15 protein-coding genes are annotated in these 15,242 nt (G+C 67.1%); 10 read left to right on the forward strand and 5 right to left on the reverse strand.

Annotated features, from left to right (window positions below):
* Positions 1-283: 283 nt before the first annotated feature.
* The 7 genes from bioB to LRS53_RS20965 all read left to right on the forward strand — a co-directional run bounded on the left by bioB (position 284) and on the right by LRS53_RS20965 (position 6,325).
* Positions 284-1,333 carry a biotin synthase BioB gene (bioB, locus tag LRS53_RS20935; protein ID WP_007159868.1) on the forward strand — a complete coding sequence of 350 codons (1,050 nt, stop codon included), beginning with the start codon at positions 284-286 and terminating at the stop codon, positions 1,331-1,333.
* 82 nt (positions 1,334-1,415) lie between these two features.
* Positions 1,416-2,591, forward strand: coding sequence for an 8-amino-7-oxononanoate synthase (gene bioF, locus LRS53_RS20940; protein WP_231357191.1), 1,176 nt, complete (start codon positions 1,416-1,418; stop codon positions 2,589-2,591).
* A gap of 7 nt (positions 2,592-2,598) precedes the next feature.
* Positions 2,599-3,324 (forward strand): alpha/beta fold hydrolase, encoded by a 726-nt coding sequence (locus LRS53_RS20945; RefSeq protein WP_173149811.1) that lies wholly within the window; start codon positions 2,599-2,601, stop codon positions 3,322-3,324.
* Positions 3,305-4,102 carry a malonyl-ACP O-methyltransferase BioC gene (bioC, locus tag LRS53_RS20950; protein ID WP_231357192.1) on the forward strand — a complete coding sequence of 266 codons (798 nt, stop codon included), beginning with the start codon at positions 3,305-3,307 and terminating at the stop codon, positions 4,100-4,102. Before LRS53_RS20945 ends, bioC begins: the two co-directional genes overlap by 20 nt.
* 5 nt (positions 4,103-4,107) lie before the next feature.
* Positions 4,108-4,779: a dethiobiotin synthase gene (gene bioD, locus LRS53_RS20955; protein ID WP_231357193.1), complete on the forward strand. Its 672-nt coding sequence runs from the start codon at positions 4,108-4,110 to the stop codon at positions 4,777-4,779.
* Between the two features lie 77 nt (positions 4,780-4,856).
* Entirely contained in the window at positions 4,857-5,969 is a 1,113-nt protein-coding gene (locus LRS53_RS20960) for a hypothetical protein (protein WP_231357194.1), read from the forward strand.
* 89 nt (positions 5,970-6,058) lie between these two features.
* Positions 6,059-6,325, forward strand: coding sequence for a hypothetical protein (locus tag LRS53_RS20965; RefSeq protein ID WP_058791715.1), 267 nt, complete (start codon positions 6,059-6,061; stop codon positions 6,323-6,325).
* Between the two features lie 52 nt (positions 6,326-6,377).
* Here LRS53_RS20965 and LRS53_RS20970 read toward each other — a convergent pair whose 3' ends face one another.
* Positions 6,378-8,435 carry a methyl-accepting chemotaxis protein gene (locus tag LRS53_RS20970; RefSeq protein ID WP_231357195.1) on the reverse strand — a complete coding sequence of 686 codons (2,058 nt, stop codon included), beginning with the start codon at positions 8,433-8,435 and terminating at the stop codon, positions 6,378-6,380.
* A 180-nt stretch (positions 8,436-8,615) separates the two neighbouring features.
* Here LRS53_RS20970 and LRS53_RS20975 point away from each other — a divergent pair, with 180 nt between their 5' ends.
* Both LRS53_RS20975 and LRS53_RS20980 read left to right on the forward strand, forming a co-directional pair.
* A complete protein-coding gene (locus LRS53_RS20975) occupies positions 8,616-9,188 on the forward strand; it encodes a xanthine phosphoribosyltransferase (protein ID WP_160924245.1) in 573 nt (190 codons plus the stop codon).
* Positions 9,189-9,191: 3 nt separating this feature from the next.
* Positions 9,192-9,596, forward strand: coding sequence for a YkgJ family cysteine cluster protein (locus tag LRS53_RS20980; protein ID WP_093255091.1), 405 nt, complete (start codon positions 9,192-9,194; stop codon positions 9,594-9,596).
* 488 nt (positions 9,597-10,084) lie between these two features.
* Here the strand turns inward: LRS53_RS20980 and LRS53_RS20985 are convergent, their stop codons facing one another.
* The gene (locus tag LRS53_RS20985) at positions 10,085-10,399 is read right to left on the reverse strand and encodes a YkgJ family cysteine cluster protein (RefSeq protein WP_231357196.1); all 315 of its coding nucleotides are present in this window, start codon (positions 10,397-10,399) and stop codon (positions 10,085-10,087) included.
* A 129-nt stretch (positions 10,400-10,528) separates the two neighbouring features.
* Between LRS53_RS20985 and LRS53_RS20990 the strand changes: the two genes are divergently transcribed.
* Positions 10,529-12,232 (forward strand): peptidoglycan D,D-transpeptidase FtsI family protein, encoded by a 1,704-nt coding sequence (locus LRS53_RS20990; RefSeq protein ID WP_231357197.1) that lies wholly within the window; start codon positions 10,529-10,531, stop codon positions 12,230-12,232.
* 63 nt (positions 12,233-12,295) lie between these two features.
* On the opposite strand, the gene LRS53_RS20995 is transcribed toward LRS53_RS20990, so the two are convergent.
* The 3 genes from LRS53_RS20995 to LRS53_RS21005 form a co-directional block, all read right to left on the reverse strand.
* Entirely contained in the window at positions 12,296-12,748 is a 453-nt protein-coding gene (locus LRS53_RS20995; RefSeq protein WP_231357198.1) for a thioesterase domain-containing protein, read from the reverse strand.
* Between the two features lie 61 nt (positions 12,749-12,809).
* The gene (locus LRS53_RS21000) at positions 12,810-14,204 is read right to left on the reverse strand and encodes an ATP-binding protein (RefSeq protein WP_231357199.1); all 1,395 of its coding nucleotides are present in this window, start codon (positions 14,202-14,204) and stop codon (positions 12,810-12,812) included.
* Positions 14,201-14,878 carry a response regulator transcription factor gene (locus tag LRS53_RS21005; protein WP_231357200.1) on the reverse strand — a complete coding sequence of 226 codons (678 nt, stop codon included), beginning with the start codon at positions 14,876-14,878 and terminating at the stop codon, positions 14,201-14,203. Before LRS53_RS21005 ends, LRS53_RS21000 begins: the two co-directional genes overlap by 4 nt.
* Between the last annotated feature and the right edge of the window lie 364 nt (positions 14,879-15,242).

Consider the following 15,242-nt stretch of genomic DNA (forward strand, 5'->3'; position numbering starts at 1 on the left):
GTTGGGCTTCGCTGCCGCTCAACCCAACCTACGCGAGCCAACGGCTGGACGCCCGTAGGTTGGGCTGAGACAGCTCCATCGTCGAAGCCCAACAACCAGCACGGTGCCAACCCCGTTGGGCTTCGCTGGCGCTCAACCCAACCTACGACTCGGTCAATCCCCCTGCAAAAAATCCGGCAATTGGTCATTTTATGAGCAGTAGTCGACCAACACTTCAGCTAAGGTCGACCGCATTCACCGGCCTCGCTCCAGTACTGGCCGTCCAATGCCTTGAGGATCTCCCATGAGCGCTACCGCCCTGCGTCACGACTGGACTCTTGCCGAAGTCCGCGCCCTGTTCCAGCAGCCTTTCAACGACCTGCTGTTCCAGGCCCAGGGCGTGCACCGCCAGCACTTCGATCCCAATCGCGTGCAGGTTTCCACCCTGCTGTCGATCAAGACCGGCGCCTGTCCGGAAGACTGCAAGTACTGCCCCCAGTCCGGCCACTACAACACCGGCCTGGAAAAGGAAAAGCTGATGGAGGTGCAGAAGGTGCTGGAGGCGGCCGCCGAGGCCAAGGCCATCGGCTCCACCCGTTTCTGCATGGGCGCCGCCTGGAAGCACCCCTCCGCCAAGGACATGCCCTACGTCCTGCAGATGGTGCAGGGCGTGAAGGCCCTGGGCCTGGAAACCTGCATGACCCTCGGCCGCCTGGACCAGGAGCAGACCCGCGCCCTGGCCGACGCCGGCCTGGACTACTACAACCACAACCTGGATACCTCGCCGGAGTTCTACGGCAACATCATCACCACCCGCACCTACGGCGAGCGCCTGCAGACCCTGGCCTATGTCCGCGAAGCCGGGATGAAGATCTGCTCCGGCGGCATCCTCGGCATGGGCGAGTCGGTGGATGACCGCGCCGGCCTGCTGATCCAGCTGGCCAACCTGCCCGAGCACCCCGAGTCGGTGCCGATCAACATGCTGGTCAAGGTCCAGGGCACCCCGCTGGCCGAGGAAAAGGACGTCGATCCCTTCGACTTCATCCGCACCCTGGCGGTGGCACGCATCCTCATGCCCAAGTCCCACGTGCGCCTGTCCGCCGGTCGTGAGCAGATGAACGAGCAGATGCAGTCCCTGGCCTTCCTGGCCGGCGCCAACTCCATCTTCTACGGCGAGAAACTGCTGACCACCGGCAACCCCCAGGCCGACAAGGACATGCAGCTGTTCGCCCGCCTCGGCATCCAGCCCGAAGCCCGCGAAGAGCATGCCGACGAGGTGCACCAGGCCGCCATCGAGCAGGCCCTGGTAGAACAGCGCAACAGCGAGCTCTTCTACGACGCCGCCACCGCCTGACCCTCACGCCCCGTTCTTCCCCCTCTTCCCTCGGGAGAGGGCTGGGGTGAGGGGCTCTAACGACCACTGAGATACCCATCCCATGGCCTTCGATCTCGCCGCCCGCCTGGCCCAGCGTCACGCCGAGCACCTCTATCGGCGCCGCCCGCTGCTGGAGGCGCCCCAGGGTCCCGAGGTGATGGTGGATGGCGAGCCCCTGCTGGCCTTCTGCAGCAACGACTACCTGGGCCTGGCCAATCATCCCCAGGTGATCGCCGCCCTGCGCGCCGGAGCCGAACGCTGGGGGGTGGGCGGTGGCGCCTCGCACCTGGTGATCGGCCACAGCAGCCCGCACCATCAGGTGGAAGAGGCTCTGGCCGAACTCACCGGGCGGCCGCGCGCGCTGCTGTTCTCCACCGGCTACATGGCCAACCTGGCGGCGGTCACCGCCCTGGTCGGTCGTGGCGACACCGTGCTGGAAGACCGTCTTAACCACGCATCCCTGCTCGACGCCGGTCTGCTCAGCGGCGCGCGCTTCGCCCGCTACCTGCACAACGATCCGGCCAGCCTGGCCGCGCGCCTGGCCAAGGCCACGGGCGACACCCTGGTGGTCACCGACGGGGTCTTCAGCATGGACGGCGATCTGGCCGCCCTGCCCGAGCTCTGCCAGGTCGCCCAGCGTCACGGCGCCTGGACCCTGGTGGACGACGCCCACGGCATCGGCACCCTGGGCGCCACCGGCGGCGGTATCGCCGAGCACTTCGGCCTGGACCAGAGCCAGGTCCCGGTGCTGGTCGGCACCCTGGGCAAGGCCTGCGGCACCGCCGGGGCCTTCGTCGCCGGCAGCGAGGAGCTGATCGAGACGCTGATCCAGTTCGCCCGCCCCTACATCTACACCACCAGCCAGCCGCCGGCGGTGGCCTGCGCCACCCTGGCCGCCCTGCAGCTCGTCCGCGAAGAGGGCTGGCGCCGTGAGCTTCTGCACACTTTGATCCAGAGATTCCGCAGGGGCGCGACGGCTCTCGGCCTGGACCTTATGCTCAGCGCCACGCCGATCCAGCCCATCCTGGTCGGCGACAGCGCGCGCGCCCTCGCACTCTCCGCCGCCCTGCGCCGACGCGGGATCCTGGTCACCGCCATCCGACCGCCCACCGTACCGGCCGGCAGTGCCCGCCTGCGGGTAACCCTGACGGCGGCCCATCGCGAAGCGCACGTGGACCTCTTGCTCGACGCTCTGGCCCAGGCCATGGCCGAATTACCGCCCGACGCGGATAAGTGACCGACCCATGCGCGATACCCTGATCTTGCTGCCCGGCTGGGGCCTGGGCAATGCTCCCCTGGAACCCCTGCGTGACGAACTCGTCGAGCAGGCACCCTTTCTCGATGTCCTGATCGAGCCGCTGCCAACCCTGGCCGACACCCAGGACTGGTTCACCGACCTGGAAGCCCGGATCGCCGAGGGCGTCTGGCTGGGCGGCTGGTCGCTGGGCGGCATGCTCGCCAGCGAATTCACCCTGCGCCGCCCCGAGGGCGTGCACGGTCTCATCACCCTGGCGAGCAATCCCTGCTTCGTCGCCCGCGCCGGCTGGCAGACCGCCATGGCGCGCAGCGTCTTCACCGATTTCTTCGAGGCCTGCTCGCTGGACGCCGAGCTGACCCTCAAGCGCTTCACCCTGCTGGTGGCCCAGGGCGCCCGCGACAGCCGTACCCTCGCCCGCCAGTTGCAGGTGACCCTGCCCGAGGTCGATCCCGAGGCGGTCATCGCCGGCTTGGAGCTGCTCGCCCGCCTGGACACCCGCGCCGCCCTGCAGGCCTTCAGCGGTCCCCAGCTGCACCTGTTCGGTGCCCATGACGCCCTGGTCCCGGCTACCGCCGCCCAGGCCTTGAGCGACGAGCTGCCCACCGCCCAGGTCGAGGTGCTGGAACATGCCAGCCATGGCCTGCCGCTGGAGCGCCCGGACGAGGTGGCCACCCGTATCCGTGAATTCATCTATGCAGGACGCGATGGCTGACGTATTGCCCGACAAGCGCCAGGTGGCGCTGTCCTTTTCCCGCGCCGCCGCGCAGTACGACGGCGCCGCCCTGCTGCAACGCCGGGTCGCCGATCGCCTCCTCGGTCGGCTGCCCCTCCAGGCCCCGCAACGCTGGCTGGACCTGGGCAGCGGCACCGGCTATTGCAGCCGGGCCCTGGCCCGGTGCCATCCACAGGCGGAAGGTCTGGCCCTCGACCTGGCCCCCGGCATGCTTCGCCACGCCCGTACGCAAGGCGCCGGCGCCCGCCACTACCTGACCGCCGACGCCGAACGCCTGCCGCTGCGCGACGCCTGCTGCGACCTCATCCTGTCCAGCCTGGCCCTGCAGTGGTGCCCGGACCTGCCCGCCGTGCTCGCCGAGGCGCGCCGCATCCTGCGCCCGGGCGGTGTACTGGCTTTCAGCAGCCTGGTCGAGGGCACCCTCGACGAATTGCGCCAGAGCTGGGCGCAGGTGGACGACCAGGTGCACGTCAATCGCTTCCGCCGCCAGGCGGCCTATGCCGACGCCGCCGCAGCCAGTGGCCTGCAGGTGCTGGCGCTGGACGTCGAGCCCGAGCGCTTGCACTTCCCTGACCTGCGCGCCCTGACCCAGCACCTCAAGGCCATCGGCGCCCACAACCTCAACCAGGGTCGCCCCCAGGGCCTCACCGGGCGCCAGCGGCTGGCGGCCTTTACCCGCGCCTATGAAAGCCTGCGCCAGCCCGCCGGCCTACCGGCCACCTATCAGGTGATCCACGTTCTGCTCCGCAAGGAATGACCGCCATGCCCGCCTATTTCGTCACCGGCACCGATACCGAGATCGGCAAGACCACCATCGCCGCCGGCCTGCTGCACCAGGCGCGCCTGCAGGGCCTCACAACCGCCGGCGTCAAGCCGGTGGCCTCCGGTTGCGAACGCACCGCCGACGGCCTGCGCAACGGTGATGCCCTGGCGCTGCTGGGCGAGACCTCGCTGCCGCTCGGCTATGCCGACATCAATCCCATCGCCCTGGAGCCGGCCATCGCGCCGCACCTGGCCGCCCGCGAAGCCGGCATCGACCTCAGCGTCGCCGCCCTGGCCGCGCCAGTACGCCGGATCCTGGCGCTGCAGGCCGACTTCACCCTGGTGGAAGGCGCCGGCGGTTGGCGCGTGCCCCTGGCCGGGCGCGAATCCCTGTCCGACCTGGCCCGCGAACTGGGCCTGCCGGTGATCCTGGTGGTGGGTGTACGCCTGGGCTGCATCAATCACGCGCTGCTCAGCGCCGAGGCCATCCTCGCCGACGGCCTGCCGCTGGCCGGCTGGGTGGCCAATCTGGTCGCGCCGGCCACCCTGCGCCTGGACGACAACCTCGCCACCCTGCACGAGCGCCTGCCGGCGCCCTGCCTGGGCACGGTGCCGCACCTGGCTGCGGCCTCTCCCGCCGCGGTCGCCGCGCACCTGCGCCTGCCCCGCTGATATCAGTCTTTCGGGCGATGGCCGCAGGGCCAGGCCGGCAGCAGACTGTCCTGTCTTTCGCCGCCGGACCAGCCCTAGTGTCTACCTCGAAGTTTCTGACCTGCCTGGGCCTGCTCGGCCTGACCAGCACCGCCTGGGCGCTGGACAACCAGACCCGCGTGGAGCAGCACGGCGAACGCCTCGGCGCCTTCCTGAGCCAGGAACCCGATACCCGCCAGGGCAACCTGGAGGTCATCCAGACCGGTCGCGCCAGCCAGGCCTATCTCACCCAGCGCAACTCCCAGGGCGACCGCACCCGCGTCGAGCAGGGCGGTGTCGGCAACTTCACCAATGTCACCCAGGCCGCCGGCGGTACGCGCGAGATCGTCATCGACCAGCGCGAGGCCAGCCAGAGCCATGCCTATGTCTATCAGGGCCATGGCCAGCGTAATGGCGTGGAGATCGTCCAGGGCGGCCTGCAGAACGAAGCCCTGGTGCGCCAGGGCGGCGACGACCAGCGGATGCTCATCGAACAGCAGGGCGCACGCAACCAGCTGAACCTGTTCCAGGACGGTCGCGACAGCGGTAGCCACTCGCGACTCAGGCAGGTGGGCGACGATCATGTGCAGGACGTGCTGAGTCTGGGCACGCGCAACGAGGTCAATCTGCTGCAGGGCGGCGGCGCCAACCGGGCGGTGGTCGAGCAGCGGGGCGACGACAACCAGGCCGGCGCCCGCCAGGGCGCGCGGCAGCAAGAGGTCCGGCTGGTCCAGATCGGCAATCGCAACAGCGCGGCGGTGCAGCAGACCGGTCCCGAGGGCGGCGCCCAGAGCGTCAGCGCGCGGCAGCTGGGCGACGACAACGCCGTCCAGGCGATCATGAACGGCAACGGCAACCGCCTCGACCTGCACCAGCAGGGCGATCGCAACAGGGTTGGCGTCCTGATCGGCGGCGACGATTCCCGCCTGAACCTGGTCTCCCAGGGCAACGACAACGAGGTCAGTGCGGTTTGGCTCAGCGACCACATCGAACTCGGCGTCGAGCAGTTGGGCGATGGTCACTCCTTCTCTGCCGGTCTGGGCAGCGACGCCCAGGTCAGCGCCAGTCAGCAGGGCGCTGGCCAGTACGCCTCGATCAGTCAGATCGGCGCGGGTAGCCACGTCGACCTGCGCCAGAGCGGCCAGGGCAACCGGGCGACGATCCAGCAATAGCCGGACACAGGCGGTGACACGGGCTGCTGGTTCTTTGGCGTCAAAGCTGCTTCAATAGCCCTTTGACATCACCGTCGAGGACCCTGTCCATGAACGTGACTTCAAGCAATTCGCTCTATGCCGGGGTGCAGGCCTACCAGAACGGTAGCCGCACGGTCGAAAAGGCTGGTGCCGCCCTCGCCTCCCAGACGGCGCGCAACGAGCAGCAAGCCCTGGGCGCGACTACCAACAGCCAGGCCGATCTGGCCAGCGAACTGGTCAACCTGGATGTCGGCAAGTACCAGGCGCTGGCCGGTACCAAGGTCATGCAGGCTTCCCAGGAAACCCTGGGCCGGCTGCTCGATACTCGGGCCTGATCAGCAATTATGTGAGTGGAAGGGGCGCCCAGCGAGGCGCCCCTTCTGCGTTCTAGCCCAGGCGGAAACGGGTGGTGTTGGCCGTCAGGGTGCGACTGCCCGCCTCCAGACCCACCGCCGTGCTCTGCACCGTGCGCGCGTTGCCTAGCAGATCGGCCGCGGCCCCATCGACCTGCTGGATGTTGCCGCTGACCTGGTCGGCGGTGACCGCCTGCTGTTCGGCGGCGGTGGCAATCTGCGCCAGGGTGTCGGAGACACCCTGTACCGATTCGGCGATCGCTTCCAGCCGCTGCCCCAGCCCGGTGATGGACTGGGCGTCGCTGGCGGCCTGACCACAGGCCTCCTGCATCAGGGCCACGGCCTGGGCTACGGTGCTGCTCAGGCTGCCGACGGTGCCGGCGATCTGTGCCGTGGAGGCCTGGGTGCGTTGTGACAGTGAACGCACTTCGTCGGCGACCACCGCGAAGCCCCGTCCCTGGTCACCCGCCCGGGCCGCCTCGATGGCGGCGTTGAGCGCCAGCAGGTTGGTCTGCTCGGCGATGCCGCGGATGACATCCACCACCTGCTGGATCTGTCCGGCCTGGGCGTCGACCTGGGCCATGGCCGCAGCCGTCTCGTCCAGGCGCTGGTTGAGCCGCTGGATGCTGGCCGTGGTCTGGCGACTGTCGCTCTGGCTGACCTCGGCGATGCCGCGCATCTGCTCGGCGCGGCCGGCAGCCTCTTCGCAAATCCGCGCCACGCCCTGGGCAGTGGCGGCCAGTTCGGTGGCCGCGGTGGCGATCTGGGTGATCTGCTGGCGCTGGACTTCCACGGCGCCCAGCGCCGCCTCGGCCTGCTGACCCAGCTCGCCGGAAGCCGTGCCCACCTGGCGACTCTCTTGTTCGACCGCCTGCAGGCTGCCCCGCAACTGCACCACGGCCAGGTCCAGGGCGCGCCCGATCTCGGCCAGTTCGTCCTGGCCACTCACCTGGGCCGAACGGGTCAGATCGCCGTCGCGCAGGCCTTCGGCCAGGGTGGTGATGCGCCGGGCGCTGCCACGAATGGCGGCCTGCATGCACAGCAGCAGATAGCAGGTCACCACCAGCAGCAGACCGAAGCCGGCGGCAATGGCGCCAAAGCTGCGCACGGCATCGGCGCCATAGTATTGCAGCCGTTGATCCAGGTTCTTCAGGGTCTGCTGGCGGAAGGTCTGCAGCCCCTGCAGGACCCCGTCCAGGGTGGCTTCGAACTGCTCCGGCTTGAGCGTGATCTCGCCGCCGAACACCCCCTGGTCGAGGGTCTTGAGACTGGCCTCCAGCTGGCCACTGACTTTCTGGTAGTCGTCCTTCCAGCCGGCCATGTCGGCGGGCAGCTTGTTGCCGAGCAGGACGGCGACCTTGGCCAGGCTCTCGCTGGAATCGCCGACGCGGGCGCGCAGGTCGCGTAACTGCAGGCGGCTCTGCAGGCTGAACTGGCCGGAGACCACGCTGGCCTGGCCGACGCTGGCCAGGCGGCCGAGGCGTTCGTACAACTCGACCGACTGGGTGGTGCCGATCTGCATCAGCAGATAGGTTTCCAGCCAGGGATCGAGGATGAGGCCGCTGTCCAGGGCGATCTCCTCGCGCAGCGCCTGCACGGCGCCCAGGGCGGCGGTGAATCTATCGTAGCCGTCCGGCCACCAGCCCAGGCTGCGCAGATCGCTGACCTCGAGCCCGGCAAGCGCCTGCTGCAGGGTCTTGAAGCGCGCCTGCACATCGGTGCTGGCCCCTTCGCTCTCCAGTTGCTGTCCGAGCTGGGCGAGTCGCTCGCGCCGACTGTCGTTGCGACTTTCCAGGGCGGCGATGGCGGCCTGCACGGCCGGGGTCTCCTGGCGACTGGTGTCGATCGCCTTCCAGCGCGCGGTCAGGTTGCGCCGGAGGGTGAGTTCTTCTTCCACGGCGTCGAGCCGTTGCAGCAGTCGCACACCACTGCGCTCGCCACTGACGGTGGCCAGCTTGGCCTGGAAGTCGGCGCCCAGCAGCCAGAGACTGACCGCCAGCGGCAGGATGAACAGCACCAGCAGCAGGGCGAACTTGCGGGCGAAGCCGAACTGGCTCAGCACGCGAATCCCCGGTGACAACAAAACACCCATGTTCGACAACTCCTGTGCCAGCCACCGGCAAGCGTCGGCTATCCGTTGCGGATACCTATAGGACGATTTGTCGGCAAACTAACGACTTTCTTGAAAGATAGGGCACAATCGCCGCCCTCCCGTATTCCCAGACCCGGTCCTGTACTCAGGCCCGGGCGTTGCCGTTAAAGGACCGTCCGCGTGGAACGCCTCAAAGCCAAGATTCGCAGCGAAGGCCAAGTACTCTCCGAGCAGGTGCTCAAGGTCGATGCCTTCCTCAACCACCAGATCGATCCGGCGCTGATGCGCGACATCGGTCAGGAGTTCGCCCGCCGCTTCGCCGACGCCGGCATCACCAAGATCGTGACCATCGAGGCCTCGGGGATCGCCCCAGCGGTGATGACCGGGCTGGAGTTGGGTGTGCCGGTAATCTTTGCCCGCAAGCACCAGTCGCTGACCCTGACCGACAACCTGCTGGTGGCCAGCGTCTATTCCTTTACCAAGCAGACGGAGAGCACCATAGCCGTCTCGACCATGCATCTGTCGTCCGACGACCGGGTGCTTATCATCGACGACTTCCTCGCCAACGGTAAGGCGGCCAAGGCGCTGATCTCCATCATCGGTCAGGCCGGTGCCCAGGTAGCCGGACTTGGCATCGTCATCGAGAAGTCCTTCCAGGTCGGTCGTGCCGAACTCGATGCCCAGGGCTATCGCGTCGAATCCCTGGCCCGCGTCGCCTCCCTGGCCGATGGTCAGGTCACCTTCGCCGAGTAAGCCATGGCCCAGATACTGCGCATTCTCGGGGCCGATCTCGATCGCACCGAAACCTGGATCCGTTACGACAAGGCCATGTGCCTGGATTGCGTGTCCAGCTGCTGCACCCTGCCGGTGGAAGCCCGCCTGTCGGACCTGATCCGCATGGGCGTGGTGGACGAATTCGAGAAGGGCGAGCCGCTCAAGGACATCGCCAAGCGGCTCAAGAAGGACGGCGTGGTCGAACGCCTCAATGCCAAGACCGGGTTGTTCACCCTGGTGCGGCTGTCCAACAACGACTGCATCTATCTGCATCCCAAGACGCGGCTGTGCACCATCTACGACCAGCGCCCGGAAACCTGCCGCAACCACCCACGGGTCGGCCCACGGCCGAACTACTGCGCCTACAAGCCGCAGAAGCTGCGCTAGACGGCGGTCCGCCGAGGCATGCCCGCCTTGTTGGGCTTCGACGAAGCAGCCGTCTCAACCCAACCTACGGTGCCTCAAGGCTAGCCACGTAGGTTGGGCTGAGCGCAGCGAAGCCCAACGGGACGTATCACCGCATGCCTGCCTTGTTGGGCTTCGACGAAACAGCCGTCTCAACCCAACCTACGGTGCCTCAAGGCTAGGCGCGTAGGTTGGGTTGAGCGCAGCGAAGCCCAACGGGACGTATCACCGCCTGCCTGCCTTGTTGGGCTTCGACGAAAAAGCGGTCTCAACCCAACCTACAGGTGCCTCAAGGCTGGACGCGTAGGTTGGGTTGAGCGCAGCGAAGCCCTACGGGACGTGTCACCGCCTGCCGGCCTTGTTGGGCTTCGATGAAAAAGCCGTCTCAACCCAACCTACGGGTGCCTCAAAGCTGGACGCGTAGGTTGGGTTGAGCGCAGCGAAGCCCAACAGGGTTGACCAGGGCGACGCTAGAACTCGCCACTCTCCATCGCCCTTTTCATGTCCGCCCGCTCTTCCAGGCATTCCGGACCGGCCATGTCGAAGATCCGGCAGACCCAGGGCCGCACCTCGTAGATGCTGCAATTCATCTGCTCGCGATCCAGGGCAGCGCACCAGCCGTCGTCTAGGCGTTTCATGCGGGTGCCGGTCCAGTCTTCCTCGATGTAGCGGGCGGGCACGCCAGCATCCTCGAACAGCAGGACTTCCTGGCGGCAGCACCAGGCCTGACAGCTCTCGCAGGTCACGGCAGGGGTGGAAAGATCGTGCAGGGGAATGTCGCTCATGTGCGCAGTGTACCGCCCTCGACCGCCCAGCGGTTTCCGGCCGATGGCTGGAGCAGTTACCATGCGCGTCCCTGACGGTTGTAACCAGTTGTGACCATGCCCAAGCCTTCTTCTCGCGCAGGAGCCGCCATGACGGCCGCACCCCGCTATCGCTTCTATGTCGTGGTCGTCGTGCTGGTCCTGCTGACCTGCGTGGTCGCTGGCCGCATCACCTACCTCAAGCTGATCGATGCCGCCTTCCTGGGTGACCAGGGCGATCGCCGTTCGGTGCGCCACATTCCCATTCCGGTCACCCGCGGCATGATCACCGACCGCAACGGCGCGCCCCTGGCGGTTTCCACCGAGGTGGTGACCATCTGGTGCAATCCATCGGAGATGCAGGACAGCGCCGACCAGCTGGGGCGCCTGGCCCAGGCCATCCACAAGCCCGAAGCCGAACTCCGCAACCTGATCCTCGGCCATCCGGAAAAGCACTTCCTCTACCTGGCCCGGGCGCTGTCGCCCATCGACGGCGAGAACATCATGGCCCTTGGCGTACCCGGGGTGCGCCAGATCAAGGAATACAAGCGCTACTATCCCAGTTCCGACCTGGTGGCCCAGGTGATCGGCATGGTCAACATCGACGGCCATGGCCAGGAGGGCCTGGAACTGGGCTTCGAAGACTGGCTGGCCGGCCGCGGCGGGGTGCGCGAGGTGCTGATCAATCCGCGTGGCTCGGTGGTCAAGAACATCCGCGTGGTGCGCCAGCCGCAACCGAGCAAGGACGTGGCGCTGTCCATCGACCTGCGCCTGCAGTTCATCGCCTATCGCGCGCTGCAGACCGCGGTGGAGAAGTTCGGCGCCCAGTCCGGGTCGGCCGTGCTGGTCAATCCCAAGACCGGCCAGATCCTGGCGATGACCAACTTCCCATCCTACAACCCCAACAACCGCGCCACCCTGCAGATCCCCAACATGCGCAACCGCACCCTGACCGACGCCTTCGAGCCCGGTTCGGTGATCAAGCCGTTCAGCATGTCGGTGGCCCTGGCCTCGGGCAAGTTCAACGAGAACAGCACCGTGGACGTGGCGCCGGGCTGGATGACCATCGACGGTCACACCATCCACGACGTGGCCCGACGCGGTGTCCTGACCATGACCGGGGTGCTGCTCAACTCCTCCAACATCGGCATGAGCAAGGTGGCCCTGCAGATCGGCCCGCTGCCCATCTACGAACAGCTCAGCCGGGTCGGTTTCGGCAATCCCATGGCGCTGGGCTTTCCCGGCGAGAACGCCGGCTACCTGCCCGGCCACACCAAGTGGTCGCAGATCGCCACGGCCAGTATGTCCTTTGGCTACAGCCTGGCGGTCAACGTCGCCGAACTGGCCCAGGCCTACTCGGTGATCGCCAACGACGGCCTGCTCACCCCTCTGACCCTGCTCAAGGACCAGAAGCAGCAGAGCGTCCAGGCCATGGACCCAACCATCGCCCGGCGCCTGCGCGCCATGCTCAACCACGTGGTGGAAGACGAAGGCGGCGTGATCCGCGCCCGGGTGCCCGGCTATCACGTGGCCGGCAAGTCGGGTACCGCACGCAAGGCCGGCTCTGGCAGCTACACCGAGCACGCCTATCGTTCGATGTTCGTCGGCATGGCGCCGGCGGCCGATCCCAAGCTGGTGCTGGCGGTGATGCTGGATACCCCGACCAAGGAAGGCTACTTCGGCGGCCTGGTCTCGGCGCCGACCTTCAGCGAGATCATGTCCGGCGCCCTGCGCGCCCTGGCCGTGCCGCCGGACAACCTGCCCGACACCAATACCGCCCAGCAGGCGAAGTCCGAGCCGCACCCCCACGGCTAGCCAGGGAACGGCCACAAAAAAAGGGCGACCCCAGGGTCGCCCTTTTGCATGCCGCGCCCGCTGTCAGCGGTGCAACACGTACTGACCGGTAAAGCGCACCCCATCCTCGCCGCTCTCGGTGACGATGCGCGACTGCAGGGTGATGCGGGCGCGGCCACGGCGGCGGAAGGTGGTCTCGAAGCGCTCCCAGGCCCGTGCCTCGGGCGGCTCGCCATAGGCCAGGGCATCGGCGGTGATGGGCCGCGGATAGCTGATCTGGCCTTCCTGGATGAGGATGTGGCCTTCCTCGATGCCGGCTTCGCGCAGGCGCAGGTACAGCCAGCCCCAACCGGCCAGCACGGCCACGCAGTAGAGGCTGCCGCCGAACATGGTGCTGGCGTGGTTGATGTTGGCAGCCAGCGGGGCATGCAGCTGCAGGCGCTGCTCGCTCCAGTCGCGGACTTCCAGGCCCAGGGCCTTGGTGATGGGAATATCGTGGTGCAACAGGGATTCGAGGTGACGGCAGTCGCGGCTCATGCCGGGGTCCTTACAGACAGAATTTCACTATCAGGAGCAGACGCAAGCCATGACCCATGGGTCACGTCTTGGCCCCATTGTGCACCAAGGAAGGCCGCTCCGGGGAAATCGCCGCCGGCAGGCGAAAGCGGATACGGGCGCCGCCCAGACTGGATTCATCGATGGTCAGGCTGCTGCGGTAGCCTTCCAGGATGTCCTGCACCACGGCCAGGCCGATGCCCTGTCCAGGATGGCGGCTGTCCATGCGCATGCCGCGACGCAGCACGCTTTCGCGGCGCTCGGCGGGAATGCCGGGGCCGTCGTCCTCGATGTCGAGGATCCAGTGCTCGGTATGACGGCGGGCGCTGACCCGCACCTGGGTCAGGCAGAGGCGATAGGCGTTTTCCAGGAGATTGCCGAACACCTCCAGCATGGCGGCTTCTTCGGCCTGCACCCGCAGATTCGGCGGCAAATCCATTTCCGCCTGCACGCGTTTCTCGGCATAGACCTTGTCCAGGGTGCTGAACAGGGAGTCCAGCAGCGGCGCCAGTTCCAGCGGCCGGCTGAGCACCGCGCCGCCCTGGCGGGTGGCCCGCTGCAACTGGTACATCACCTGCTGGTTCATGCGCTCGATCTGGGTCTGCAGGGTGCCGACCTCCTGATCCAGCTGCGGCTGCCGGCGCAACTCTTCGGTCACCCCCTGCAACACCGCCAAGGGGGTCTTCAGGCTGTGGGCCAGATCGCCCAGGGTGTCGCGGTAGCGCTCGCGTTGCAGCCGTTCGTGATCGAGCAGGCGGTTGAGCGAGCGGATCAGGCGGCTGATCTCGCTGGGCACGTTCTTTTCGTCGAGCAGCTCGCGCTGGTCGGTTTCCACGGCGTCCAGCTGCTGGCTGAGGCGGCGCAGCGGTCTCAGGCTCCACTGCATGACCAGGGCCAGCAATACCAGCAACGCACCCAGCACCCCGACCAGCCAGAGGATCACCTGGTGGACGAAGGTCGCGCGCAGCCGTTCGTATTCCTCGGCCGGCTGCATGGTGACCACGCTGAAGCCGGCGACCGGCGGATTGCCCAGCAGCACCTCGCGATCGAAGACGAAGAAGCCCTGGCCCTGGTCATCGGTGGCCTTGACCAGCTTGACCCCGCCGCCGTCGAAGGTCGGCCGGTAGTTGGGCCGCTCCTTGATCGCCGAGCGCGAGCGCCAGAGCAGGCGACCGTTCTGGTCGTAGACATAGCCGAGGATCGGCGAACCGGGTCGGTCGAAGACCTCCTCGGCGATCATCTCCGGCATCGCCAGGCGCCCGTCGATGGCCCGCGCCGCGCCGATCAGGGTGTTGGCATTGGCCTCCAGCCGCGCGGCGACGAAGTTTTCCACGGTACGGTCGAAGGCATTGCGGATCGCCGGCACGATCAGCGCCAGGCAGACGATCACCAGCAGCGCCGCGCTGAGCAGCAGCCGCACGCGAAAGGAACGGATCACTGGCAGCGCTCGGTGAACAGGTAGCCGCGGCCCCGGACCGTTTCGATGGGTTGCATCTGGCAGCTGGCCTCCAGCTTGCGCCGCAAGCGGCCGACCAGCACCTCGATGACGTTGCTGTCGTGCTCGCCGTCATCGTCGTAGAGCTGCTCCATGAGCCGCTCCTTGGTGATCACCTGCTGGTGATTGCGCATCAGGTATTCCAGCAGCCGGTACTCGTAGGCGGTCAGCTGCAGCGGCTGGTCTTCGTTGAAGGCCTGTTGGCGCCCCAGGTCCAGCTTGAGCGAACCGGCGCGGATGCTCGGCTGGACGAAGCCCGCCGAGCGACGCAACAGCACATTGAGGCGGGCTTCCAGTTCTTCGAACTGGAAGGGCTTGACCACATAGTCGTCCGCCCCGGCACCCAGGCCCTCGACCTTGTCCTGCCAGCTACCACGGGCGGTGAGGATGAGGATCGGCAGGGTGGCGCCCTGGTTGCGCAGCTGGCGGATCAGATCGAGACCGCTCATGCCGGGCAGACCCAGGTCGATGATGGCGAGATCGTGATGGAATTCGCGGGCGCTGTAGAGCGCTTCTTCCGCATCAGCCACGGCATTGACGACATGACCGGCTTCACCCAGACGCACCTTGAGGTGGTGGCGCAGCAGGTTTTCGTCTTCGACGACGAGGATCTTCATGCAGACTCCTGAACAGCTAACGAGACTTTCTGTGGCTGCGACTGCATCTGTCGCGTACGCCGCGCAGCAGCGCCCTGGGCCCGATTATGGCGCCTGGAGCCGGCTGACGGCGAGAGCAGGGAGCGGATGGATGGGGACACTTACTTTATTCCAGGCAAAAAAAACCTCTCCGGTTGGAGAGGTAAGGAGCACTTCATGGGGATCGGAAACTGCCGTTGGGGGACGGCTCCGTCGTGAGACGGCTACAGGGGACCAGAGCTGACTTGGTGACCCTGCAGTGGAGTTACAAGGATGAACATCGCCAGGTCGGGTCGAAGTGTCCGGACGATCTGCCTTAGCGGGAGCTGCGCTAGGGTGAACATAT

It is taken from the genome of Pseudomonas sp. PLB05, assembly GCF_021106615.1.
Taxonomy (GTDB): Bacteria; Pseudomonadota; Gammaproteobacteria; order Pseudomonadales; family Pseudomonadaceae; genus Chryseomonas; species Chryseomonas benzopyrenica.